Origin of the sequence: Methanospirillum hungatei JF-1, from assembly GCF_000013445.1 — an archaeon.
GTDB classification, from domain to species: domain Archaea; phylum Halobacteriota; class Methanomicrobia; order Methanomicrobiales; family Methanospirillaceae; genus Methanospirillum; species Methanospirillum hungatei.
Genome location: NC_007796.1, coordinates 1,118,595 through 1,144,794, shown reverse-complemented (window position 1 = coordinate 1,144,794; position 26,200 = coordinate 1,118,595). Strand labels below are relative to the sequence as shown.

The window sequence follows — 26,200 nt, the reverse complement described above, 5'->3', positions numbered from 1 at the left end:
GTGAAAAAGCTGACATTTCATCCGGATGATTCTGTTCATGCGTTTATTACCACCATTCCTGAAGTTACCTATGGTGACGGGCCGCTCTCCGGGGTCACCGTTGCGGTGAAGGACAATATATCAACAAAAGGAATTGAAACCACCTGCGCTTCCAAAATATTGAAAGGATATATCCCTCCCTATGATGCCCATGTGGTCACGCTGCTTAAAAATGCCGGAGCAGCGATTGTCGGGAAGACCAATATGGATGAGTTTGGTATGGGCACGACCACTGAGAACAGTGCCTATGGCCCGACATTAAATCCACTTGATCACCAGCGGGTTCCTGGTGGTTCATCAGGAGGATCTGCTGCAGCAGTTGCAGCCGGCCTTGTTGATTGTGCCATTGGTTCAGATACCGGTGGTTCAATCAGGTGTCCTGCAGCTTTTTGTGGTATTGTCGGATTAAAACCGACATATGGGAGAGTCTCCCGTTTTGGTCTTATTGCGTATGCAAACTCTCTTGAGCAGATTGGACCGATGGCACGGGATGTACAAACGCTTTCAAACCTTTATTCGGTTATTGCCGGCCATGATTCCCGTGATGCCACCTCGGTTGACAAACCCTACAAACATAATCCGGTATCTGACATTACGGGCCTGAAGATTGGAGTGCCTGATGAGTTCTTTGGCGAGGGTGTAAATCCAAACGTTGCTGAAGTAGTCAGGCAGGCAATTGATACACTTGAGTCAATGGGCGCAACGGCAGTACCATGCACTATACCCTCAATGAAATATGCCTTATCAGCATACTATGTCACCTGTACCAGTGAAGCATCCAGTAATCTGGCCCGGTTTGATGGCGTAAGGTATGGTCCTGCTGTCGGGACGCTGAAGAGCTGGCATGATGCCTACTCCGAGCAGAGAAAAGCCGGGTTTGGAAAAGAAGTTCGCCGTCGGATCATTCTGGGGACATTCTCACTTGCAGCCGGGTACTATGGCAGGTACTACCAGAAAGCCCAGACTGCACGACAGATGGTCAGGGATGACTTTGAACGAATATTCAGGGATGTAGATGTAATTGCCGGCCCTACTATGCCAGATATTGCTTTTAAACTTGGGGAGAAGAGTGACCCTTTGCAGATGTACCTCTCTGATATCCTGACCGTCCCGGCAAACCTGGCAGGAGTTCCTGCCTTGTCTGTGCCATGTGGAAAAATAAACAGCATGCCGGTCGGATTACAGCTTATCGGACGATATTTTGAAGATGAGCGGATTATTGACACTGCATATGCCTATGAACAGGGGAGAGCATAATGGAAGACCTGGAGACAATCATCGGCCTTGAGATCCATTGTCAGCTGAACACGAAGTCTAAGATGTTCTGTAGCTGCTCAACGGATTTTCGTGACAACGAACCGAACACTCACACCTGCCCGGTCTGTCTTGGTCTTCCGGGTAGTATGCCGATGGTAAACAAGCGGGCCATAGAGTTTGCACTGAAGGTTGGAAAGGCGCTCAACTGTACCATAAGGGATGAATCAGAGTTCTCAAGAAAGAACTATTTTTATCCTGATCTGAATAAAGCATACCAGATCACCCAGTATGACAAACCTCTTGCAGAATGGGGAAAACTTCTGATTGACGGTGATAATGGTGAGAAAGAGGTCAGGATTACCAGAATACATCTTGAGGAAGATCCCGGACGTTCTGTCCACATGGGGACCACTGATCGGGGAAAATATACTCTTGTTGATTACAACCGTGCGGGTATCCCGCTTATTGAGATAGTTACCGAACCTGATCTCCGGTCTCCAAAGGAAGCTCGGAAATTTTTGAACAAACTGCGGGCAACTCTTGAATATCTCAATGTATTTGACTCGGAAAAAGAAGGTTCTCTTCGTGTTGATGCAAACATATCACTGAAGGGATCAGAACGGGTTGAGGTTAAGAATATCTCCTCCTATAAAGGTGTGGAAAAGGCACTCACCTTTGAAGTAACCAGGCAGCGAAATCTGCTCCGGCGTGGCCAGATCGTTACACGGGAGACCAGACATTTTGTTGAGGCACGGGGGGTGACCACGTCATCCCGTTCAAAAGAAGAGGAGAATGATTACCGGTACTTCCCTGAACCAGATCTTCTCCCCCTCCGGGTTGCATCCTGGGTTGATGCCATAGAACTTCCTGAGCTTCCCGATGCACGAAGGGAACGGTTTATTTCACAGTACGGAGTCTCACCAGAGCATGCAAAAACCCTGACCGGCGGTCTCAAACTTGCAGAGTTTTATGAGACGGTTGCATCAGAAGATCCTGCCCTTGCTGCCACGTGGACCGCAGACTACCTGCTTGGTGAGCTCAATTACCGTGACTTTTCCATCGATGCAATGCCTTCAGACCTCTTCCGCGAACTCCTCACACTTATAAAATCCGACACTATTACCGACAAGTCTGCGGTGGAGATACTCCGGCTGATTCTTGATGCTGTCAAAGATGGGAAAAAACCAGAGCGCCCTCAGGAGATAGTGAGCCGGCTCGGACTTGCAAAGACCAGTGGTGATCAGGTCACTGCAATGATACAGGAAGTAATCGCCGAGCAGCAGGCAGCCATAGATGATTATTATGCTGGAAAGATGCAGGCGCTCAATTTCCTCGTCGGGCAGGTCATGAAAAAATGCCGGGGACGTGCAGATCCCGGACATCTGAATACGCTTCTCAAAGAGATTCTGGATAAGAAGGTCTGATATCATGCATCTGATTATTGCCGAAAAAAACATTGCAGCAAACCGGATAGCACAGATCCTTTCCGGAAAGGATAAAGTTTCGGCAAAAAAGGAGGGTGGGGTGAATGTATACACCTTTGGCGACAAGATATCAATCGGACTTCGTGGCCATGTGGTTGAGGTCGATTTCGTTGAAGGGTATACCAACTGGCGGTCACAGGAACGACCTCCCCGGTCATTAATCGATGCAGAGACCATTAAACGTCCTACAGAACCTGCAATAGTAAAATTGATCCATAAAATAGCCAAAAAGGCAAACCGTGTTACCATAGCAACTGATTTTGATACCGAAGGGGAACTTATCGGGAAGGAGGCATATGAGCTGGTCCGGGCAGTCAATCCGAAAGTGCCCATTGATCGTGCACGGTTTTCAGCTATTACCAAGGAAGAGATCAACCGGGCCTTTTCAGAACCCAGTGATCTGGATTTTGATCTTGCAGCGGCAGGGGAAGCCAGGCAGGTAGTTGATCTCATCTGGGGAGCATCACTTACCAGGTTTATCAGTCTGGCTGCAAAACGGGGTGGAGGAAACATACTTTCCGTGGGACGTGTCCAGTCACCAACACTTGCGATGATAGTTGATCGCGAGAAAGAGATTGAGTCTTTTATTCCCGAACCCTACTGGGAGATCTCCCTGACAACTGAGAAAGATGGTCAGTCTATTATTGCACGTCATGCAGAAGGCCGTTTTACTGATAAGAAACTCGCCGATGCGGCATATGCCGGGACAAAGGATCCGCTTGTTGTTACCGAAGTCAAGGAAGGAAAACGGGTAGACCGGGCGCCGACTCCATTTGACACAACCCAGTTTATCGTTGCCGCAGCACGGATTGGTTATTCTGCAGCAAATGCAATGCGAGTTGCAGAAGAACTCTATATGAACGGATTTATCTCATATCCGCGTACAGACAATACCATCTATCCTCCATCCCTGAACCTTGACAATATTCTGACCACGCTAGAAAAGACAAAATTTGCCCGGGATGTTGCTTGGGTCAGGAAAAACAGGCGGACAAAACCGACCGAAGGAAAGAAATCCTCAACCGATCACCCTCCAATCCATCCGACAGGTGTTGCGACCGAAGAGCAGCTTGGTGAGAACTGGAAATTGTATGAACTGGTAGTACGCAGATTCCTTGCAACCCTGTCACCAGATGCCGAGTGGGCAACCATGCGGATCGGGATGGATGCAACCGGACAAAATTATGTTGCAACCGGATCCCGTCTGACCGAGGCCGGATGGAGGACGGTATACCCATACTCAGAGGCGAAAGATTCCATCCTCCCTGTAGTCAAAAAGGGAGAAAAACTGAAGATACAGGATCTGAACCTTGAAGAGAAGCAGACGCAGCCACCACCGCGGTATTCACAGAGTAAACTTATCCAGGTGATGGAAGAGCTGGGTCTTGGGACAAAATCCACCAGACATGAAGTGATCCAAAAGCTCATCTCCCGTAAATATATCGAAGGAAATCCACTCCGGCCAACTCTTGTCGGGAAAGCTGTAACTGAATCACTGGAAGCGCATGCTTCAACCATCACCAGACCTGATATGACCCAGAAGCTTGAACAGGCGATGGAAGCTATCAAGGTCAGAAATAAGTCCCGTGATGGGGTGGTTGATGATTCCCGAAAGATGCTTCATCAGGTATTTGATGAATTGGAACCAAATGAGGCAGTCATCGGCCAGGAGATTATGGGTCAGACAGATGAAGAGCTGACCATCGGACCATGCCCGGTGTGCGGAAAGGATCTTCGTATTCGTCGGAAGGGTGGTTCTCAATTTATCGGGTGTAACGGGTATCCGGACTGTACTTGTAACATATCTCTTCCAGGGACGATGTGGGGATCAGCGGTCAGGACAAAGAAGGTCTGTGAGGTTCATAATCTCTTCCACGTCAGTCTTATCGCAAAAGGTGCCCGACCGTGGGAGATGGGATGTCCGCTCTGTCAGCTCATCGAGCAGCAGAAAGAGCACTATGCAAAGATGCCCGCAATGACCGAGGCTCTTCAGCAGAAACTTCTTGATGCAAAGATATTTTCATTGTATGAACTCTCGAAACTGGAGCCTGCAGTTCTGGCGAAAAAGCTAGGAATCACCAAAAAGCAGGCTGAAACGTTAATTCATGAAGCAAATGACGTTCTTGATCTCATCCGGAGAAGATCGGAATGTAAAAAGTTCATGAAGCAGTTTGTACCCCCAAAACGGGGCCGGAGTCATACAAAGGTCATGAACGGTTTTACCGAGTCGGGGATAAACTGCATCGGAGACATTGCATCGGCTACCATTGAATCACTAAAAAAGACCGGACTCTCCGAAGAAGAAGCAAAGACATTAAAAAGTGAAGCCATCTCCCTGATTGCGAAAAACCAGCTTAAAGATATCGGCATTCCTGCCGTATCACTAAAGCGGTATCAGGAAGCCGGTTTTTTAACACCAGAAGATATCGCCTCTGCTCATCCGGCATACCTTGCATTCAAGACCGGCATCTCCATTGAGACGGTTGGAAAGCACGCAACCCTGATTACGCAGTCATTAGGAAAGCCGGATCCGGTAAAGATATCCAAAAAAGCATTTGAATCAGGGAAAATTGAACTTACCTCCCTTCCCGGGGTCGGGGAGTCTACCCTTGAGCACCTGTATCGAGCTGGAATCTTTGATAAAAAATCCCTTATTTCTGCAGATCCGGCTAAGGTTGCAAAATCAGGTGGCCTGTCAAAAGATCATCTGAAAAAACTGCAGGCTGCAGCAGTGGTATGATCCCCCGGATCTCCCGAATGTTTTTCAGTCAGAAGTAATGAAGCTGTACAGCACTTTTGAGGACAGGCATATATGCATACAAAATGGAAGACCTGGGCTCACGTTACCAAGCTTGACCCGGACAAACATCTCACCGAAGATGAAATCGCAGAAATTGCAACAAGTGGAACAGATGCCCTCATTCTTTCAGGCACGCTCAATATTACCAAAGACAACATGTCACAGCTCCGTGACCAGGTGAAGGAATACGGGCTCCCACTTGTTGTTGAACCAGCCGGACCTGAATCAGTAATTTTTCACGGCATCGATCTGTTGTATGTTGCAAGCGTTATGAACACCTCCGATGCCCGGTGGATAGTTGGCAAACACCGTGACTGGGCAATGAATCCTGATATCGTATGGGAAAAGGTCATTCCCGAAGCTTACATTGTATTAAATCCAAACTCAGCAGTGGGCCGTGTTACGGGGGCTGACTGCGGGATTTCTGCTGAAGAAGTGGCCGCATATGCTTCCATCGCTGATCATTACTTCAAATTTCCGATAGTATATATTGAATACAGCGGTATGTACGGAAATCCTGACATTGTAAAACGGGCCGGCGAGGCTATCGATCATGCGGTTCTTTACTATGGCGGTGGCATCGACTCCGCAGAAAAGGCTGCAGAGATGGCAAAATATGCTGATACGATAGTTGTTGGAAATGCAGTCTATGAAAAGGGTGTTAAGACCCTTCTTGAGACCGTCCAGGCAGTTCAGTGATAAATGCCCCATATACGGATTGTCCTTGTTGAACCGCTATATGAGGGAAATGTAGGATTTGCCGCCAGGGTGATGAAAAATTTCGGATTTACCGATCTCATCCTCATCAATCCCTGTACCATCGGAAACGAAGCCAAAATCCGGGCTTCACACGCGGATGATGTGCTCGAACATGCAACTGTGATGACACTAGATGAGGTATTTAGAACATCACACCGGGTGATTGCCACAACCGGATCACTCTCTTATTCTGCCTGTCATCCGACCCGAATGCCCTTTTATTCTCCTAAGGAAATCCGGGATCTTATTAGAGATCTAGATGGAACGATATCAATCCTCTTCGGGCGTGAAAACTGGGGGCTTTCAAATGAAGAGGTGAGACGGGCAGATATTATCTGCACCATTCCGACATCACCTCTCTATCCTATCATCAACCTCTCCCATGCTGTCGGAGTTATCTGTTATGAACTCGCAAATCTCCCAAAAGGAGTCATACCTCTGGCGACAGTAGATGAGATGAATCATCTCTATGAGCATATTGATCAGTACCTGGACCTGGTGGATCATCCAGGGTTCAAACGAGAATCGACTATGACCCTGATTCGACGGGTACTTGGGCGGTGTAATCTGACCTGGCGCGAGTGCAGTACCATTCATGGTCTTCTCAGGCGTTCTGAGTGGCATTTTGCACCACCACAGGGAGAGGAAAGCTCTTCACATCCGGATCGTACTGATCCTGATCATAATGATAAACAGTAATCGGAAACAACAGATCGGTACATGATCCTTGTTGACTGGCAGATAACGGATCGCATCGAGCGTGGATATATAGGTATTGACCCGTATAATCCTGAGTTAATACAACCAAATTCAATTGATATCAGGCTTGGAAATCATTTTGTCTGGTATACACCAGGTGATGAGATTATTGATCCATATATCCGTGATACTGTGACCGGCGGCACTGAGGAGATGACTGCCGAAAGTATTGTCCTCCATCCCGGCCAGTTTGTTCTGGCAGAAACTATGGAAGCCATCCGCCTGCCTGATAACATAGTAGCCAGTATTGAGGGAAAGAGCAGCATTGCACGACTTGGTATTGAGCTTCATCAGACCGGAGGATGGATTGATGCCGGATTTGCCGGCTCTATCACCCTAGAGATGTGTAATGTAAATCAGCGCCCGGTCAGGATGCATGCCGGAATGCCAATTGGTCAACTGGTCTTTTACACGACTGAGCGGGCACTTTGTCCGTACAATGCTAAAAAGGATGCAAAATACTTAAACCAGCGACAAGCCACGCTTTCACGATACTACGAGAATAAAAAACGAGCATGATACGCTCATATCTTCAATACTTTTTTTAAGAAACGTTTGTTCACATTGATGGAACCTACCCGGGTTTTATACCCGATAAACATCAACATATATGGATATTGTACGGAGAGATCTGATTCATGCGCCTTCTTTTAATACATTCTGATTTCATTGAATATGAAGCGAAGAAGAAAACAAAATTTGCAGAGGATCCCTGTAATCCGGCCGATCGCCTCGATGATGCCCTGGTAGCATTTTGTGCGGTTGAGTCACCGGATGCTGATGATATTGATGATGTCATATGTCAGACGGTCACCGCAATAGGTGAGATGGCCGGTAAGGTAGAATGTAACCGGGTAATGGTATACCCGTATGCACACCTCTCCTCTGATCTTGCAGCACCGGATCTTGCAGTTGCAGCCCTGAAGGCTATCGAAGAATCCCTGGAAAAAGCAGGATACGAAGTTAAACGAGCTCCTTTTGGATGGTATAAATCGTTCTCCCTCTCCTGTAAAGGGCACCCGCTTTCAGAACTCTCCCGGTCAATCACCCCATCTGAAGATGCGGTAAAACCTGAGAAGAAACATATTGAACATAAATTCTTTGTTCTTACACCCGAAGGCACTATTCATGATGTTCAGGAGTACATGGATGACTCTCCGTTTGCCGCTCTTATAAAAAAGGAGATCGGGACCGCTGTGCCGGTAGGTGGCGAACCGGTCCATGTTGATCTGATGCGTTCCAAGGAGTTTGTGGATTATGAACCGGTATCAGATGTCGGTCATCTCCGCTGGCTCCCCCGTGGAAAGCTGGTCCGTGATCTCTTAGCAGACTATGCCCTATCCCTTGTTCTTGACTATGGTGCAAGTCCGGTTGAGACTCCGGTCATGTATGATCTTGCTGATAAAGCCATCTTTGAACACGCAGACAAGTTTGGTGAGCGGCAGTACCGGTTCAAATCAGGTAACCGCAACATGATGCTCCGATTTGCAGCCTGTTTTGGTATGTTTACCACCATGCGGAGTATGCATATCTCACCAAACCATCTGCCGATGAAGATGTACGAGCTTTCGACCTATTCATTCCGTCATGAACAGAAGGGTGAGGTTATTGGTCTGAAAAGACTTCGTGCTTTTACCATGCCTGATATGCATTCTCTGTGCAAGGATCTTGAGAATGCCCTGACCTGTTTTGAAGAACAGCTTGCCATAGGGTGGAAGACCGGGCGTGACTTCGGGACCCAGCTGGTTGCAGTATTCCGCTGCACTGAGGAATTCTATTCAGAGTATGAAGGCTGGATCAAAAAGATTGTAAAAGACTCCGGTGTTCCAATTCTGATTGAAACTCTTTCAGACCGTGTACATTACTGGATAGCAAAGATTGACCTTGCTGCAATCGACGGGCAGAATCGGCCGATTGAAAACCCGACCGTCCAGATTGACGTTGAAAGCAGCAAACGGTTTGGGATAAAATATCATCTTGCTGATGGAACAGAAGTTTATCCACCAATTCTTCACTGTTCTCCAACCGGTTCAGTTGAGCGTGTATTTTGTGCAATTCTTGAAAATACTGTGAATCAGAAGGTTGCACATCTGCCCACCTGGCTGACCCCAACCCAAGTTCGAATAATTCCGGTCACCGATAATCATCTTGGATATGCAAAAGACATTGCAGAAAAACTTACAAAGGCACGGATCCGGGCCGATATTGATGATCGAGATGATTCCTTAAATAAAAAGATCCGTGCAGCAGGAATGGACTGGGTATCATATGTGATCGTGGTTGGAGATTCAGAGATGAACTCCGGAAACCTTACTGTTACTGTCCGTTCTGAATCTGAACCCAATAAACCACAGAAGATTACCTGCACTGCAGAGAAGCTGATTGAGATGATCGGGAAAGAGACTTCCGGAAAACCATTCAGACCTTTATACACTCCCCGGATGTTATCTCTCAAACCGAGATATATCTAAAACCTGTTTTTCTGTTATTCTCTTCTTACTAATTTTACGAATATTGATTATCTTTCATTCCCATTTCATCATATGCCAAAAAAGCGGCTCTCTGTCATCGACGCTGACAGGTGCGTCGGGTGTCAGTCCTGTATGTTTGCCTGTACCCGAAGGCTTGGATTTGGCGGAGTATCCAAATCTGCTATTCATGTAAGTTCAGTCGGGGGGATTGAACGAGGTTTTTCGGTGAGGGTGTGTCGGGCATGCCAGGATCCCCCTTGTGTTCATCTCTGTCCTGAAGAAGCTCTCCTGCCCCGTCCGGGTGGAGGAGTTACCCTCAATAAAGATAAATGCACCGGGTGTAAAAAATGCCTGGAAGGGTGTATCCTTGGGGCAATATCCTGGGATCATGAAGAGAACCGTCCCATTATCTGTATTTATTGTGGGTATTGCGCACAGTACTGCCCGTACGAAGTTATTGAACTGCAGGAGTTGATGGCTGATGAGTCCTGAAGCACTGTTATCACGGGTTCTGTTTATTGATCTTTCTTCGTGGTCATTCCATACAGAAGAAAGGTCCGATCTGTTTCAGGAACGACTTGGTGGTGCCGGAGCAGCTATCAGGCTGCTGGAGGAATTCTGTCCACAAGGGGCTGATCCATTAGGTCCGGAAAATCCGATTATATTTTCCGTCGGAGTTGCTACAGCACTCTTCCCTCTCGCTTCGAAATGTGTTGCAATGTTTAAATCCCCTCTGACCGGAAATCTTGGTGAGAGTCATGCAGGGGGCCGGACAGCAGTTGCAATCAGGTCGGCTGGATATGGCGCCATAGTTATCACCGGGAAAGCCTCACATCCGGTGTATCTGTCTATTACAAAAGATGGTGTTGCATTTCGTGATGCCCGGGCATTGTGGGGGACTGGCCGGAGTGATACTGCAGCACGTATCATCCGGTCAAAAGATGGAACACCAGGAACCAGGACGATATTACGGATTGGAAGAGCCGGAGAGAATCTGATCAGATATGCAAGTGTGACTTCAGAAACCTACCGGCATTTTGGCAGAATGGGGCTTGGGGCAGTATTTGGATCTAAAAAACTTAAGGCAGTTCTGATTTCAGGGGATAATCTCATCGAGTTATCTGACCGGAAGAGATACCGGGAACTTTATGACCGGCTTTACGACCAGGTAACCAGATCTCCCCTTATGCAGAAGTATCATGAGATAGGAACACCGGTAAATGTGAAATCACTCTCTGCAATGGGATCTCTTCCGGTGAAAAATCTCACTGAACAGAGACTGGGGGGCTCTGATCAGTTATCTGGAGAAGAGTTTGCCAGGCTCTTTCTCTCCCGTCGTGTTGCCTGTTCCCATTGTCCGGTCAGTTGTATTCATATCGGTCAGATCCGGATTCCCTATCCGAATGATCCGTACTTTTACAAAACCATCCCGGTGAGTTATGACTATGAACTGATCTATGCTCTTGGATTCATGCTCGGTGTCTCTGATCCCACTGATGTTCTGTATCTGATTGACATCATTGAACAGATCGGAGTTGATGCCATGTCAGCCGGTGTCTGCGCCGCATGGGCAACTGAAGCGATGAATAATGGACTAATTGATGAAGAAATGACCGGAGGTATCAGGCTCTCGTTTGGTGATGCCAAGCATTATCTTGCATTTTTCGAGTCTCTGGCACGACAAAAGGGTGAGTTTTACCAGATCCTGGGGAAAGGAGTGTCGTTTGCAGCCTCAGTCTATGGTGGCGAAGAGTATGCTCTTGCCTTTGGGAAAAATGAAATGCCCGGGTATCACACCGGTCCTGCGGCATATATCGGATATATCTGTGGAGCTCGCCACAGCCATCTTGACAATGCAGGGTATAGTGTTGATCAGAAGCCTGAAGAAAAATTCCCTGAAACACCGGAAAAAATTGCTGAAGAATTGTATGAAGAAGAAGCGTATCGTCAGATCCTATCAGGCCTGGTGGTGTGTTTCTTTGCCCGTGGCCTGTATACCCGTGAAATAATTCAGGAAGTCTTGTCCGTCTGTGGGATACCCATTACGGTGGAAGAACTTGATATCCTTGGAAGATCGATCCTTGCTGAAAAATACCGTTTTAAAGTCCGTGAGGGTTTTTCATTAGAGCCAGAATCCATACCTATACCAAAAAGAATTCTTGAGCTCCCATCCGGCAGGGGAGAAATTAATGAAGAGGTTATCCGGAGAGGAATTGCCCGGTACAAAGAGTTACTTGAAAAAAATATGTGAGTTCTGAATAGTGACATTGATTTTTATCAGTCCGGATAAATTTGCTCACTATCTGTCCCGAAAAATAATCGATGAAATACAATCTTCTCCAAAATTCTGGGAAAGGCTAATAGTATTTTTTTATAATTAACCAAACCTATCTCTCACTATACGAAAATGAATAATAGTCGCGGTACCATGGAAAATATTATTAAAACCGAATCACTGACCAAAAAATTTGGTGATCTGATCGCAGTCAATGCAGTAACCCTGAACGTCAGGAAGGGATCTCTGTTCGGTCTGTTAGGTCCGAACGGATCTGGAAAGACAACGATGATAAAGATGTTGACCGGTCAGATAGTCCCTTCATCCGGGAATGCCCATGTTTTTGGTCTTGATGTGGCAACTGATCCGGTAGGTATCAGAACTTTGGTTGGAATCATTCCAGAACAGGAATCTCCGCCAAGTTTCCTGACTGCCATGGAATACCTGGAATTTATCGGTGATATAAGGAAGATCCCTGATCTGGAACAAAAAGCAGACTGGTGGTTTGATTTTCTTGAGTATGAGGATAAAAGAAATGTGCTCTGCAAGGATCTCTCCCGTGGAACCAGGCAGAAACTGATGCTCACTCAGGCATTTATTCATAACCCTGAACTTGCCCTCATTGATGAACCGCTTATCAACTTTGATCCAATCATGCAGGACAAGGTCAAGGCATTCTTTGTTTCATATACGAAGCAGGGGAATACGCTCTTCATCTCCACTCATCTACTGGAAACGGCTGAAGAGATCTGTTCTGAAGTTGCAATTCTCCATGTGGGAAATCTGCTCTACACCGGAACCATGGAGTCAGTCAGAGAGGGCAATCGTCATCTGTCAGATTTGTTCCTATCACTTGTCAGGACATAACCATGGCAGGGCTTTTTTACAATATGTTAAAGGAAGAATGGCGGATTCATTCGACTATGTTCGGGAGTCTTAATTTTGCCCTCTTTCCAGTTATGATATGTGCCATTGCGTTCATGGGTACATTTCTTTTTCCCCTGATCCAAACGACAATGCCGATTGGCGATCTTGTCATCCTGATACATGCACAATATCTGATGCTGGGATTCATGGTTGGAGCATTCGGCCTTCTTGGGAATGAAGTAATGAACCGCCGGTTTGGTCAGGCCAGCCTTCTTGCATTCTCTGCCCGGACCCTGCCTCTCAGCCCCCGGTATATCTTCACTATTTTTGTGCTTAAGGATACCTTGTATTATTTTTTCCTCTGGATCTTTCCCCTGGGTGCCGGTTTTCTTGCGGGATCACTCTTCACCGGAATTCCGGTTTTTTATCCGTTGAATATCCTTCTAACGCTGACTCTCTCATTTCTCACCGGTATGTCTGTTGTTTTTTTCCTGTCATCACTGTACGGGCGATCAGTAAGGGCCCTCTTTCTCTTTCTGATTTTAGCAGGTTTTGTATTTCTTGGATGGTTCATGTTCACCGGAACAAACCCGACAACACTTTTTCCACCGCTTATACTCTTTTACCAATTTTCCTGGCATCTTCTTCTTGGAAGCGTTATGTTGGTTCTGGTTCCCTGTTGTATTGCTCTTCTCCTGTTTTCACCTGATATTCAATCCGGTACAAAAAATTACCCGAACCGGATGAAACCCCTCATTCGTCATCTCAACCGATTTCCAAATCCGCCCCTTGCTGCAAAAGATGTAATAGATCTCTGGCGGTCCGGGAGTATTGTTGGTCAGACTATCTTTTCATTTCTGGTACCGCTTATCACCATCTGGTTCTTTCTCTCCCTGCTTGATGAGTATGTTTCTACTATTCATCTTCTTCTCACCTTTGCGATGATTACCGGAATTATCGCGTCAACCATGTACACCTGGCTGTGTATGTTTGATTCATTCAGTATCTACGCTCTTCTTCCGCTTCATGTCAGAGATGTTATTACCAGTAAAATTACCTCCTTTACACTCCTTCAGGTGATCCCGATCTTCTTTATGGCAGTGATTACTTTTCTTTCCGGTCAGGGAGAATTCCTGCTCCCGGTTCTGGTATTGACCTTATCGGTGTCGTATTATGTCCTAGCGGTATCTATCTGGCTGACTGGATTATCTCCCAATGTTCTGGTGTATAATGGCCGGGTGATGGTTCAGTATTTTCTGCTTATCGGCATTGCGTTATCGATATTTGGTTCATTGACTGTGATGAATCCCTGGTTTGGTCTGGCTGGAGTTGGGCTGTTTATCCCAGCTTTTGTGCTGGTACGATTAGGGATGAGGAAATGGGACCGGGAGGAGGTGGTTGTGTATTAAATCTATTACCTGTTAATCAAGAGGTATCAGGAAAAATCTTATGAATATTTACCGATATTCATGAAACACATTGGCAAACTCATTTCTATCCTTCTTCTTATGCGACAATCTGTAGGCTTGTTAACCGGTATGTTTCTTTCATATCTCTGATAATCTTACAATAGACTGCTGCTTATTCATGAGACACGTGTCGATTACTGTGGTGAATAGAAGGGTATTTGAAGATTTCGATCATGGTTTCTAAATATCTTGTTCGTCGGTAAATTTCATGAGAAGTTTGACCGGCTTCGATGGGTCATTGAATTAAAATCATCTCTCATAATGAGTGGGCGGGAATGAAAATATCCTTGGAAGAGTTCACTATTCGGGAAGAAGATGCCATCCAGATTCACAGGTTTGGAGAAGGACTTAAGCAAGAGTTTCCCGAAGCAAATGTTCGGTTGTTTGTGATATATTGTATAGAAACCTGGTTTTTCAGGTTTTGGAAGTGACGGAGTAAGAACCGGGTTAGTGATAGGGCATATATGAGTGACCCTCTTGCTAATCTTGATCTATGATACCCTTATGATAGAAAGATGAAGAATCGAATAATCCAGAAATATTGAGGAAGAGGAAAGCATGCCATATGGCTCGTAAACGAAGGGGCAATAGTTCGAAAAGATCTGAATGCCTATTTTGTTCATGAGAGATCAAAAGAGTATATAGTCATTGAAGATGGATGCACCTGTCCGGACTATGAGCAGAATGAAGACCTCTGTATCCATATGATTGTTGTTGAGATCGCTCGATCTGGCGATTAATTTAAAAAAAAAGATTTTTAGATCCAGAAAGTTGAACTCTTAATGTTAAGCCGCTGGGGGGATTGTTAACATAAGTTTAATGCCTCAAGGAATTAATTAATATACTATATGCCAAACAATCCGAATCAACATTTTTACAGATCTGATGATCAATATCGTGAACAAATTGACCGGACACTAACCCGCAAAAAGGAAGCGTCCGAAATTACAGAGTCTGATGAGAAGATCATACGGGCGTTTATTGCTGAACTCCGGGCGGTAAATGGTATCAGCGATACCAGAGCCTCGAAACTTGTTAGCAATATATCCGGACTTCGCCGATGGTTGCCACCATTTGATCAAATGGTCACATCGGATATTTATCATGCAATTGATCAGATTCAGCATCATGGTTTCAAACAGAACACAATGGCTGATCTCATTCGAGGGATGCGAAGGATCGCACTATACCTATGTGAAAATAATATGGCTGCACCTGGGCTTGATGCTTTGAAGATTCGAAAGATACATCCGCCTGGTTATGATTCGGCGACTAAAGACATATCAGATCTATTGACTCCCGATCAAGTGATGAGTATGATTAGTCACGCTGGCAGCATAAAGAATCAGGCTATTATTAGCACGTTATACGAAGGCGGAATGAGAATTGGTGAGATAGGTAACTTACAATGGAATCAGGTAAAGTTCCATGAAGAGCACGTGTCTATCAGCACCACATTTAAGACTGGCAAAGCGAGGACAATTCCTCTATTTAACAGCCGTGGATATCTGGCACAATGGAAAAATGAATATTCAGGAAATGCAGATAAACCGGGGGCTTTTGTATTTGTAAAAAGTGATGGAAGTCCATATTCCTATGCCGGACTAGTAAAAATGATTCGGAAGGCTGCAACCAATGCAGGCATTGAACATACGATAACCCCCCACGTGTTCAGACATAGTAGAATCACGCATTTGATAAAAGAAGGTTGGAAAGAATCAATAATCAAAAAAATGTGTTGGGGCAGCGTCGAGACTGATATGTTCAAAGTTTATTTACATCTCTGCGATGAAGATATCGAAAATGAAGCAGCGGGATCATTAGGCATTAAACGGCGTGGAAGACCAACAATTGAGTCGAAGCGGCTTGAACCTATCCAATGTCACAAATGTGGCGTTGTCAATCCGTTTACTCATTCGTTTTGTTCATCATGTGGAGCACCGCTTAACAAGGATGCAATTCAGACCGCTGAAGCAGCGACATCGATCTTAAGTGACTTATTGACCGGGGAAAAAGGTGAAGACATCCTTCGGGAGTTAATTCTTCTGCAAAAGAAGAAAATAACTTCAGAATGAATAGATCATACAATACTTTTTTATACTTTCACTGTCTAATATAGTATTACTATTTATAGGTATCGGTTTTTTATATTTTCAAGTCAAACAATATTATATGAAGTATCACACTTCAGAAACTCGAAAACGCGAAAGAGTAACTGTTTCACTCGATGGCGCTATAATTGAACGCATTGACAGCAAGCGCGGGTTAATTAACCGATCACGCTATGTCGAAGAACTTCTAAAAACGGGTATGGAGGCCACCAATGGAAAACAATCAGCCTGAACAGCCAAAACGTATATCTCGTGAATGCCTTCGAGCACTACCTGAACTGTATCAGAAAATTGCAGAAATAGCCGAACGGCGGGGGTTAATTGAACTTATATGATCGAGAAAAAAAAGTGCCTTCTTTCACCACAAAAGAAGACAAACAAACACTCACGCTGTAATCATATATTACACGTTTCAGCCAATAAGCGTTTCGCTCAAAATGCTTCAGCGATTTGGGCTCGCTTGATGCGAGGAAAATATGACTTTCCATCGCAGGAAGAGCGAAAAGCAGCAATGGCTTTTGCAAATGCCATAAATCTTCATTTCGCTAGCAGAAAGAAACCCTTAATGCTTCCTGTAATTTGTGGCGATCTTTGCTCGCATCACAAAATAGGAAGAAATGATGTTTATTTTCCTATCGGACAATGGAATGAAGCGCTTCCAGTCATGCTGAAAGTTCTTGCCCTGATCAGGAAGGTTGATCGCCATGACTGAAGCGGTAAGCGTTCAGAACCATTCTGAAGAGGAAACATGCATCCCTCCTGAAATCATGGCTCTTGGTGATAATATTCGTGTCATTCCTGTTAAACCGGGTATAAAGAAACCTATCGGGGACAAATGGCAAAACGAAAACAATCATCCGCTCGATTATCGTGGTATCCACTATTGGTTTAAAAACGGCAACAATTACGGAATTATACCGCAGGGCGATCTCGTTATTTTAGACGCTGATGAACCGGAAAAGCTCGGAGAGGTCATTGATTACATCGGCGATAGCCTCACTGTTCGGACGCCTTCCGGGGGATACCACATTTATTTTTATTGCGCCGAATTGGGCACTAAAAAGATAATCCTCTATGAATTTGAAGAAAATCACGACGGGAAAAGAAAAAAAGGTCTTCATCTTGCCGAGATATATATGGCTGGTTGTCGTGGCTTCGTGGTTGGCGCAGGAAGCCGAACTGACAAAGGGGTTTATCGTGTTGTAAACGCATCAGCACCTCGGAGACTGCCAGATCCGGGAGATTTTAAGCGTATAATCAGACCATTTCGGGATGACATAAAATACGACGATGGCAGTCACAAACAAAACCAAAAAGAAAGGGATTCAATCCCAAAACTCTATAAAAACGAAGTATATCAAGACGGTGAACGAAACAACGCCTTAATTTCTTTGGCCGGCCGTTTAGTGGGCACGGGGATCACAGATGAATCAGAACTGTTTCGGATGCTTTCAGACGCGAATAATAATCGGTGTATACCAACATTGGATGAGGCGGATGTCCAACGCATAGCCCGAAGTGCCCTTCGATATGAACCCAACCAGCGGCGCCCATTAACCGATTTAGGGAATGGTGAGCGCTTCTTCGATATGCATGGTGAAACCACCAAATTCATACCAGCATGGCAAAAATGGTTTATCTGGGATGGTCATTTATGGCGGGAAGACCGGAAGCAAGAGATCCGCAAACTTGCCAATAAGACCGTTCGATCGCTGTATGTTGAAGCCTCAAAAATCGAAGAGGACGACTTACGAAAGAAATTGGTTTCTTGGGCTCGGGCATCCGAAAGCGCATCTAAAATACAGGCGCTTTTAACTTCTGCTGCTGCACTGGTCGCTGATGTTCCTGAATCGTTTGATAATAAGCCAGACTTGTTCAACTTAAAAAATGGAACATATAACCTTCACAGTCATGAATTCAGGGACCATCTCCAGGCGGATATGCTCACAAAATGTGGCAATTTCTCATATGAGCCTAATGCTTCTTGTCCTGTTTGGGAAAAGCACATACAGACCATATTTTTGAATGACCAGAGTTTGATTGGTTCATTTCAGGAATTATGTGGATACTCGTTCCTTTCAGGTAATCCTGATGAAATCTTCGTTATTTGTCATGGTTCGGGGAGAAATGGCAAAGGCAAAACCCTTGACCTTCTGAAGCATTTACACGGCGATTATGCTAAAACTGCTGATTTTAAGACGTTCCTCACTCCGAGTTACACCAATTCAGGATCAAATCCCAGCCCTGATCTGGCTCGGCTGTATCGTTCACGTCTGGTTATCGCATCTGAAACCGGTAATGGCTCCGTTCTTGATGAATCGATTATAAAACGCCTTTCTGGCAATGATACCATATCGGCAAGGTTTCTTCGACAGGAAATATTTGAGTATACACCCGAATTTGTAATATTTTTGCAAATGAACCCCATACCACGCTTTAACGATTGGGATAAAGCCATTGAGAATAGGCTTTGGCTGGTGCCATTCAATCATTATTTCGAACCAAAAGACCGCGATCCGGATATACTTGACAAATTCAAGGCTGAATCGGCAGGTATCTTCTGCTGGTGCATGGAAGGCCTGAAGCGCTATCAGGCGCTTGGTCGGCTCACCCGGGCTGCTGCAATCGAAACGGCTTGTGAATCAGTCCGGAAGGAAAACGACAGTATATCGTGTTTTATTGAAGATTGTTGCACCTTAAGCGGTAAAATTTCAAGAAAAGACCTGTATAACCATTATGCTGTGTGGTGTGGTGGTGTCGACATGTGCCCTGAAGTGCCCCGAAAATTCACAAGTGCCCTGCTAAAAAAACACGGGGTTAAAGATGGCGTAAAGTCAAACGGAGTTAGATATTTGCAGGGAATTTCTATCCAGTAACCCGGATCAGGGCACATAGGGCACATACCCTAAGTTAACCCTATATAACATTTTTTTACATACAACTTTAACTTAGTACAAGTGCCCTATGTGCCCTATAATAATATTAAAGAAATAAAATAAAAAAAATATTGGCAATAAAAGCAAATAAAAAACCTTATATGGTCATAAAAAATTAGGGCACTTATCGAAAAAAAAGCAGGGCACTTGGGGCACTTGTGATCTATGTGCCCTGAAAAACGAACACACACACACAAAATGGTTATATCTCCCCACACTGCTGGTTTTTTGATTTGAAGATCCATAATCCCCGAAAAGTCGGGTATTCTAACTCCCTCACTTTCGAGGGAGATAAAAAAAGATGGTGGTTTTTGGAGATAGATAAATATGGTAGAACGAGCCTCAAATCAAGATATCAGCGTAAATCTTGGTTTTCATCGACTAATTTGATTAATGTTCTTACATCGAAGATACAAACCGCAAATAAGACCTTTTGCTGTTCCGGGTCTTTAATATTGTTCTTTTCACAAATGGTTTTGAATTCATCGAATTTTGCTTTACGATTTGCTGAAAACCACTGTATACAACTCGTATAGTCTAACAGACGTTTGTATGCTGTTCTTTTCCTTTCAGTGAGTTTTGGTATACCGTCAATATCGGGCTGCCCCCCCGGAAGCCCCCAGCCTGCCCGGAATGAATCACAGGCTTTTAAGAAGGCCTCATGGCATTCAATGCGTGTTTCAGCCTTGGTTTCATTTCTAACTAATTCGGCTGCGTCAACAAACGTTTTACACGCAGCATCAGCGGCTTTAACGATTTGGCCGTATATTTCTTGAGATTTTATATTAAGTTCAGACATAGAAATTCCTTCTAGAAGTAAGCGCGCGGGCGCGCCTGTGGGGATGAAGGGACCACAGGCACGGTCTCCACGCGCTACATTAATATTAGATGCGCGCGTATTTATAAACAGCGGTTAACGCGCATGTATCGCGCGCTTAAAATAACATAAACTTAAAGAGGCGTTTATATGTCTGAAAAAGTTGTCTATAACTTCCAAAAAACAGATGTGATCCCCCCGTGTCACAGTATGTCACGGTCAGAAATCCTAAAAGTTTTGAGTGAAATCATCAGACTGTGCTGCAAGAAAACTTCAGGAGAAGGCCGGATTCGAGATCCAGAAGCAGATAAGATTCGGATTCAGTATCTCCGGACTGCAATTATGGCAGCATCAACAGCGCTTGCAGGACTGAAGGATCTTCAATTGGACGAAATAGAAACGAGATTATCAAAATTGGAGGAAGGAAATCATGACTCAATATAAAAAATATTGTGGATTCAAAGTTCCATTACTGGATAAGAATTTCTGTCAAGCATCGGGCACGAATATCTGTTTATCGAGATGTATGGCCTGTTATAGTGCTCTGATGGTCCGAAGTGCTGTTGCAATTCAAAATTCAAGTCCGGCTGAAAAACTCACGATTGGTTCATTTAACGCAAAAACCGGGAGATTTGAACGAGTATGAACCCAAATACACTTAAACGATTGATAGCACTTGAGAACATCCGAAAGACTGTGTCTCCTGGTAGGAAGGGCAGGAGCCATGAGGAAGTGGTAACCTTGCTGACAGATGTATATCCCTCTGTGTGGTCAAGTGATGCAACCTTACAAACACGTGAGGAACGCTATCACAAAAACCTTGAACTGCTTGAAGAGTGGAGTCATACCAGTCTTCAGGATAAATTACAAAAACATTCGGGGCTGTTCAATGAGATTTGAATCCATCCAGAGGCGGTTATCAGACCTTGAGGAGGCATATAATGAGGCCGCCTTCTCTGTGGTTCTTGAGCGTGCAGTTTTTAGGAAAGGATCGGCCCGCGTTGTAGGAACGATACTTGTAAAGCCGGGGACAGGTGGTTACGTTGCAATCTGATGAGCACACTAGAGAGTGGGCAAGCAGACACCTATTCTTCCGGTCAGAAATCCCCCGGATAGAACGGCTGGGAATTGCTAGAGATGCACCCATACCTGGTGAAATGGGAGAGCACGAATTATAATTCTTTTTTTGTTTGGGTATAACTTGGTATAACTGACGGTATGAAAGCCTTAAGTATGACCGAGTCATACTATGGTTATACCAGAGGTGAAGAGATGAAGACCGCAATCAGTATGCCAGATGAACTGTATAATGCTGTCAAGGAGTATACAGGAGACAAACCTTTCAGCACAACCATATGTGAATTAATCAGGAAGGCTCTCTATGGCGAGGTTATACCGAATCATACCGCAGTTATACCTTCCATATCTCCCGGTGAGTTGGAAGAGATTAAGGAACGCATTTCCACATTGGAGGCATGGCGTGAAGAAGTATTGGAAAGTCATACCTACGTTATACCCGAAGTTATACCAACAGTAGAAGAGAGCGCTCCAATAGTTGAGGAAGTCATACCCGAAGTTATACCAACAGTGGAAGAGGTTATACCAACAGTGGAGACAACCATACCGGGAGATGATGAGCCTATACCCATAACTCCGAGTATGCGGGCAGAGATGATCAAATGTATCGAGAGATTTGTTTCCCATGGTCACATGCAGAAGGAAGCAGCACAGAAGATCGGTATGCCTATAGGTTCATTCAATAAGATAGGAAATGAGAAACACCCATTGGTGAACATCCGGCCTTCGTGGTATCGTGCAATCTTAAGGTTGTCATAGAGCACCCTAGAAGTGCCTATCTTTTTTTAGCCTATAGTTGATATGGTTTGATAGTAACTTTCTGATATCGTGAAGATATGGGTTTATCTTTTGAGAGAACGAGACAATATATGTTTAGGGCATTATACTTCGGTATTAGAGCCGCTGGGGGGACTTGAACCCCCGACCTGCTGATTACGAATCAGCCGCTATACCGCTAAGCCACAACGGCGTGCCCCGTACTATACGCATGATGTATATTAAAAAATATCCCAAATCGAAGGTCTGGATTTTCGCGATAATCAACAATCATCCTGTCAATCTTTTCGATGAAGGATAAAATTTCAGACCAATATCACGTATATTTTTCTCAATGAAAGTTCATTTAAAAATATATCTTTCATACAATAAATAAGCCGGTATATTGTTGATTGGTCTCTATAAAAATAATAAAGAAGAAACTATTTCTCTCCCTCCTATGTGATATATATGGCATGAAGATCGGAGCAATACTCCCGGTTCTTGCGTTACTTTTCCTGTCAGTGCTGACTGCAGGAGTTGTAGCAGAAGAGAATGCAACGGGATCCGGGTGGTATGATCAGGGGCTCACCGCTCTTGAGAATGAAAACTACGAAGAAGCTATCTCCAACTTTTTAAAAGCAGTCGAAGAAGATCCACAGAATGAACAGGCATACTCCAAACTTGGTGGATCTTACCTGATGACCGGTGATGTTGAATCTGCAATTTACGCATTTCAGAATGTAACCAATTTAAATCCTGAAAACGGAGTTGCATGGGGCAATATCGGATACCTATACCTCGTTGGAAAGGAAAAACCCGACCCGGTCCCGGCACTTGAAGCCCTGACGAAGGCTGTGGAGGTTAAAACCGATGATCCAGGAATCTGGACGAACTATGGTATTGCGCAGCTTCTCAATACCGACTCAGAATCTGCACTTGAATCATTCAATAAAGCTATTGAACTTATGCCTGATGGTTCCCGTGCATATTACTGGAAAGGAATTACACTCTCTGATCTTGGTCAGCCAGAGGAAGCCCTGACTGCATATGAGAAGGCAATCGAATTGAATCCTGAATTTAAAGATGCCCTGTATGCAAAAGGTATTGCAGAAAGTGCACTGGGTAAATTTGATGAAGCAGAAGCAACCTTTAACCAGGTACTCACCATAGAGGGAGATTACTCTGAACCATTCCTGACCGTCGGAAGCGATTCTGATGTCTGGGACCGGAAGGGACGTATCCTCTTTGAAGTCCGGAACAATCCTGATGAAGCACTTACCGCCTTTAACAAGGCAGTTGAACTGAACCCCTACAATGCAAACGCGCTCTATTACAAGGGTCGGGTTCTCTATGACCAGGGAGATCTAACCGGAGCAATGGAAGCATTTACTGCAGCATCAGAAGCAGATCCCCAGATGGGTGTTGCACATTACTGGAAGGGACAGGTATACATTGACCAGAGCGACAGATCAGGAGCGATTGCAGAATTCAGAACTGCAACTGAGTTAAATCCGAATCTTGCTGATGCATGGTACTATCTTGGTGGTCTGTTAAGTGACGAAGGCTCGTATGATGAAGCAACAACAGCACTTGACAAGATGATTGAACTGAGACCTGATCTTGCTGATCCATATTACCTGAAAGGTCTGACTCAATATCAACTTGAAAACTACCAGGATGCTGCTGACTCACTTGAACAGGCAACTGCACTCAATGCATCTCAGATGACTGAAGATGATCGCTCTAAGGCATACTATACGCTTGGACTGGCACGTGTTCAGAATGAAGATAATCAGGGGGCCTCAGAAGCCTTTGCAAAGGCTGTTGAACTCAATGCAACCAATGCGGTCGCATGGAATGATTATGGTGTTGTCCTGAATGAGCTTGAAAACTATGAGGAAGCACTGAAAGCCTTTAATGAAGCGATAAAGATCTCTGACTCTGAAGCAGAATACTACTATAACCAGGGAACCACTCTTGTAAAACTGGACAAGCTCGATGAGGCGATCGCAGCATTTGATAAGGCAGTCGCGATTGAACCAAGTCCACGTGCATATCTTGCAAAGGGATTGGCATTAATCACCCAGGAGAACTTCGAAGAAGCTCTGAAGGCATTTGAATCAGCAATAGCACTTGATGATACCAAAGCTGACCTGTGGGCACAGAAGGCATTTGCTCTCTACAAACTGAACAAGATGGATGAGGCACGGGCCGCAGTCGATAAGGCCCTCTCCTATGATCAGGAATTCAAATATGCCCTTGACCTCAAGGAGCTTATTGAGAATCCTGAAGGCGGAAATGTCACTCCGTCACAGTCTGATGGAGAAACAAATGTAACTGAAGAGGTTGGGGAAGGAACCCCTGCATCCTCCAGCTAATTCTTTTTTTTCCGAAAGTTCAATTATTCTGGTGCTGATAGGTACAATCATCTGCAGGACATATCCTGCATGTCAGGTCCTGTATGCACACGAATGAAAAAGAACTGATAATGCAGAGAGCCGCTTATCATGCAAAATGTGAAGAATTTGATATGGCTCTCTCATGCATTCAGATGATTATCGATGAAGATCCCGAGGACTCTGTTGCGTGGTATAATAAAGGGTACACTCTCCATCTGTCTGGAAAATTTGATGAAGCCAGAGACCTGTTTTTAAATCTCCATTCCCGGTTCCCGGAGAAAGCTGATGTCTGCTTTGAGATTGGACGAATTGCACTCAAGAGAGGAGATCTCAGTGAAGCAGAAGAATACTTTACCAAGTGCATTGCATTAGAACCTCTCCGACCGGAACCCAGAATTGAACTTGGAAAGATGTGGTATGACTCGGGGTATTATCATAAATCTGCAGATTCATTTACTGAGGCACTGGTTTTTGATCCTGATAACCCGGAAATCCGGACCTATCTGGGTTTGATATCTCATAAACTTGATAAACCTGAAGAGGCCGAACGATGGTTTCGCGAATCCCTCGACTATGATCCTGATAATACAGAAACTTTGTTTTATTGTGCCAGGCTCTATGAGGAGATGGGTCGATGGGAGGATGAACTCTGGTGTTATAACCGGCTCATAGAAATTGACCCTGAACAGGTCATCCCCTGGCTAAAAAAAGGGATGCTTTATCTTTCACGGGATGATCTTTCCATGGCAGTATCATTTTTCCGGATGGCTTCCCGGCTTGATGCAGACAGCCACCTCCCTCATCTGCTCCTCGGTCTTGTATACAGTACTCTGGACCGCCATGAAGAAGCAATTGCATCCCTTGAGAAAGCAGTATTATTGTCGGATGAACCAGATATTCTGCTCCAGTATGGCCGGGTCCTTGGGGCATGTAACCGGTACGAGGATGCTTTGGATGTTTTTGATTCAGTTCTGATGCAGCGTCCCGGCGATCCAAACGCTGCCGAAGGATATGCACGATCTTTATACCATCTACAACGATGGGATGATCTGGTGTCATTCTGTGAAAAAGAGAGAGGAGAAGATCCGGATAATTCCTTCTGGATAACAACCCTTGCCCGCGTATGGGGCTGGCATCTTTCAGAGGTTGATAAGGCTGTTACAATTCTGTATAAATGGCTGGATCAGTATAATGGAACTCAGATCTCACTCGTACTTGCCGATCTGCTGGTGCATTCAGAACAGTTTGAAGAGGCCAGAACTTTATTGTCTGCTCTACTTGAAAATAAACCAGAAGATTATCAGATTTTGTTTCGGTATGCCTCATTACTTGCCCAGATTAAGGAATTTGAAAAGGCTGCGGAGCAGTTTGAACTGCTCTTACATCAAAGACCTGCTGACGGGCATCTGGCATACCTTGCAGGTCAGGCCTGTGAACAGTCAGGGGATCCAGACCGGGCGCTCGAATTTTTCACCCGGGCGGTTACCAGTATACCTGATAGTGCTGAGATCTGGCTTTCCCGTGCACGGGTATTATTTGAACTCGGGCAATTTGCTGAATCTGCAGTAAATGCTGCACAGGCAGCCTCTTTGAATCCTGACTGGTCTGATGCATTTCTTCTAAAGGGGATGTCAGAGATCCATGCGGAAGAGTATGATAAAGCCCGGATAAGTCTGACCTGTGTCACCACTCTGGACCCTGAAAATCCGGATGGCTGGAGAAATTTAGGGGATGTCCTGCTTCTGGCGGGTGAAGAGGCAGCAGCACGTATCTGCTATGAACGGACACTTACCCTAGATCCGGAAGATCTCAGAGCACAGGATGGGTATAAAGTATGCACAGATATTCTCATCGGCAGGTCTTCTTCAGATCAATCTGAAGAACCTATATCGGATGAACATCAGTAATATATAGAGTAAGA

At 45.0% G+C, this 26,200-nt stretch carries 22 protein-coding genes and 1 tRNA gene; 21 read left to right on the top strand and 2 right to left on the bottom strand.

Going from position 1 to position 26,200, the window contains the following annotated elements:
• The 15 genes from gatA (at position 1) to MHUN_RS05235 (ending at position 19,167) form a co-directional block, all read left to right on the top strand.
• Positions 1 to 1,296, top strand: coding sequence for an Asp-tRNA(Asn)/Glu-tRNA(Gln) amidotransferase subunit GatA (gene gatA, locus MHUN_RS05300; protein WP_011448042.1), 1,296 nt, complete (start codon positions 1 to 3; stop codon positions 1,294 to 1,296).
• Positions 1,296 to 2,720 carry an Asp-tRNA(Asn)/Glu-tRNA(Gln) amidotransferase subunit GatB gene (gene gatB, locus MHUN_RS05295; RefSeq protein ID WP_011448041.1) on the top strand — a complete coding sequence of 475 codons (1,425 nt, stop codon included), beginning with the start codon at positions 1,296 to 1,298 and terminating at the stop codon, positions 2,718 to 2,720. The genes gatA and gatB overlap by 1 nt, the downstream gene beginning before the upstream one ends.
• A 4-nt stretch (positions 2,721 to 2,724) precedes the next feature.
• Positions 2,725 to 5,520, top strand: coding sequence for a DNA topoisomerase I (locus tag MHUN_RS05290; RefSeq protein WP_011448040.1), 2,796 nt, complete (start codon positions 2,725 to 2,727; stop codon positions 5,518 to 5,520).
• Positions 5,521 to 5,592: 72 nt separating this feature from the next.
• The gene (locus MHUN_RS05285) at positions 5,593 to 6,279 is read left to right on the top strand and encodes a phosphoglycerol geranylgeranyltransferase (RefSeq protein WP_011448039.1); all 687 of its coding nucleotides are present in this window, start codon (positions 5,593 to 5,595) and stop codon (positions 6,277 to 6,279) included.
• A 3-nt stretch (positions 6,280 to 6,282) separates the two neighbouring features.
• Positions 6,283 to 7,038, top strand: a complete 756-nt coding sequence (locus MHUN_RS05280; RefSeq protein WP_011448038.1) for an RNA methyltransferase — start codon at positions 6,283 to 6,285, stop codon at positions 7,036 to 7,038.
• A gap of 21 nt (positions 7,039 to 7,059) precedes the next feature.
• On the top strand, positions 7,060 to 7,617 hold the full coding sequence (gene dcd / locus MHUN_RS05275; RefSeq protein WP_011448037.1) for a dCTP deaminase: 558 nt from the start codon (positions 7,060 to 7,062) through the stop codon (positions 7,615 to 7,617).
• Between the two features lie 119 nt (positions 7,618 to 7,736).
• Positions 7,737 to 9,569 carry a threonine--tRNA ligase gene (locus MHUN_RS05270; protein ID WP_011448036.1) on the top strand — a complete coding sequence of 611 codons (1,833 nt, stop codon included), beginning with the start codon at positions 7,737 to 7,739 and terminating at the stop codon, positions 9,567 to 9,569.
• 72 nt (positions 9,570 to 9,641) lie between these two features.
• On the top strand, positions 9,642 to 10,061 hold the full coding sequence (locus MHUN_RS05265) for a 4Fe-4S binding protein (protein ID WP_048067307.1): 420 nt from the start codon (positions 9,642 to 9,644) through the stop codon (positions 10,059 to 10,061).
• Positions 10,051 to 11,820: an aldehyde ferredoxin oxidoreductase N-terminal domain-containing protein gene (locus MHUN_RS05260; protein ID WP_011448034.1), complete on the top strand. Its 1,770-nt coding sequence runs from the start codon at positions 10,051 to 10,053 to the stop codon at positions 11,818 to 11,820. The genes MHUN_RS05265 and MHUN_RS05260 overlap by 11 nt, the downstream gene beginning before the upstream one ends.
• A 177-nt stretch (positions 11,821 to 11,997) precedes the next feature.
• Positions 11,998 to 12,711, top strand: a complete 714-nt coding sequence (locus MHUN_RS05255) for an ABC transporter ATP-binding protein (RefSeq protein ID WP_011448033.1) — start codon at positions 11,998 to 12,000, stop codon at positions 12,709 to 12,711.
• Between the two features lie 2 nt (positions 12,712 to 12,713).
• Positions 12,714 to 14,120, top strand: a complete 1,407-nt coding sequence (locus MHUN_RS05250) for a hypothetical protein (protein ID WP_048067306.1) — start codon at positions 12,714 to 12,716, stop codon at positions 14,118 to 14,120.
• A gap of 623 nt (positions 14,121 to 14,743) precedes the next feature.
• Positions 14,744 to 14,920, top strand: coding sequence for an SWIM zinc finger family protein (locus MHUN_RS19950; protein WP_083758504.1), 177 nt, complete (start codon positions 14,744 to 14,746; stop codon positions 14,918 to 14,920).
• A 108-nt stretch (positions 14,921 to 15,028) separates the two neighbouring features.
• Complete coding sequence (locus MHUN_RS05245; protein WP_011448031.1) at positions 15,029 to 16,255, top strand: tyrosine-type recombinase/integrase; 1,227 nt, start codon at positions 15,029 to 15,031, stop codon at positions 16,253 to 16,255.
• A 367-nt stretch (positions 16,256 to 16,622) separates the two neighbouring features.
• Complete coding sequence (locus MHUN_RS05240; protein ID WP_011448030.1) at positions 16,623 to 17,003, top strand: hypothetical protein; 381 nt, start codon at positions 16,623 to 16,625, stop codon at positions 17,001 to 17,003.
• Positions 16,996 to 19,167 (top strand): phage/plasmid primase, P4 family, encoded by a 2,172-nt coding sequence (locus MHUN_RS05235; protein WP_011448029.1) that lies wholly within the window; start codon positions 16,996 to 16,998, stop codon positions 19,165 to 19,167. Before MHUN_RS05240 ends, MHUN_RS05235 begins: the two co-directional genes overlap by 8 nt.
• 415 nt (positions 19,168 to 19,582) lie before the next feature.
• On the opposite strand, the gene MHUN_RS05230 is transcribed toward MHUN_RS05235, so the two are convergent.
• Positions 19,583 to 20,026 (bottom strand): hypothetical protein, encoded by a 444-nt coding sequence (locus tag MHUN_RS05230; protein WP_011448028.1) that lies wholly within the window; start codon positions 20,024 to 20,026, stop codon positions 19,583 to 19,585.
• 168 nt (positions 20,027 to 20,194) lie between these two features.
• Here MHUN_RS05230 and MHUN_RS05225 point away from each other — a divergent pair, with 168 nt between their 5' ends.
• From MHUN_RS05225 to MHUN_RS05210, 4 genes are all read left to right on the top strand, one after another.
• Positions 20,195 to 20,488, top strand: coding sequence for a hypothetical protein (locus MHUN_RS05225; protein WP_011448027.1), 294 nt, complete (start codon positions 20,195 to 20,197; stop codon positions 20,486 to 20,488).
• A gap of 198 nt (positions 20,489 to 20,686) precedes the next feature.
• Positions 20,687 to 20,944: a hypothetical protein gene (locus tag MHUN_RS05215; protein WP_048067304.1), complete on the top strand. Its 258-nt coding sequence runs from the start codon at positions 20,687 to 20,689 to the stop codon at positions 20,942 to 20,944.
• Positions 20,934 to 21,098, top strand: coding sequence for a hypothetical protein (locus tag MHUN_RS18940; protein ID WP_158498166.1), 165 nt, complete (start codon positions 20,934 to 20,936; stop codon positions 21,096 to 21,098). Before MHUN_RS05215 ends, MHUN_RS18940 begins: the two co-directional genes overlap by 11 nt.
• A 218-nt stretch (positions 21,099 to 21,316) precedes the next feature.
• On the top strand, positions 21,317 to 21,880 hold the full coding sequence (locus MHUN_RS05210; protein WP_143709367.1) for a hypothetical protein: 564 nt from the start codon (positions 21,317 to 21,319) through the stop codon (positions 21,878 to 21,880).
• A 139-nt stretch (positions 21,881 to 22,019) separates the two neighbouring features.
• On the opposite strand, the gene MHUN_RS05205 is transcribed toward MHUN_RS05210, so the two are convergent.
• Positions 22,020 to 22,091: transfer RNA gene (locus tag MHUN_RS05205), tRNA-Thr, on the bottom strand.
• 262 nt (positions 22,092 to 22,353) lie between these two features.
• Here MHUN_RS05205 and MHUN_RS05200 point away from each other — a divergent pair.
• Complete coding sequence (locus MHUN_RS05200) at positions 22,354 to 24,258, top strand: tetratricopeptide repeat protein (RefSeq protein WP_011448025.1); 1,905 nt, start codon at positions 22,354 to 22,356, stop codon at positions 24,256 to 24,258.
• 83 nt (positions 24,259 to 24,341) lie between these two features.
• Positions 24,342 to 26,186: a tetratricopeptide repeat protein gene (locus MHUN_RS05195; RefSeq protein ID WP_011448024.1), complete on the top strand. Its 1,845-nt coding sequence runs from the start codon at positions 24,342 to 24,344 to the stop codon at positions 26,184 to 26,186.
• Positions 26,187 to 26,200: the final 14 nt, after the last annotated feature.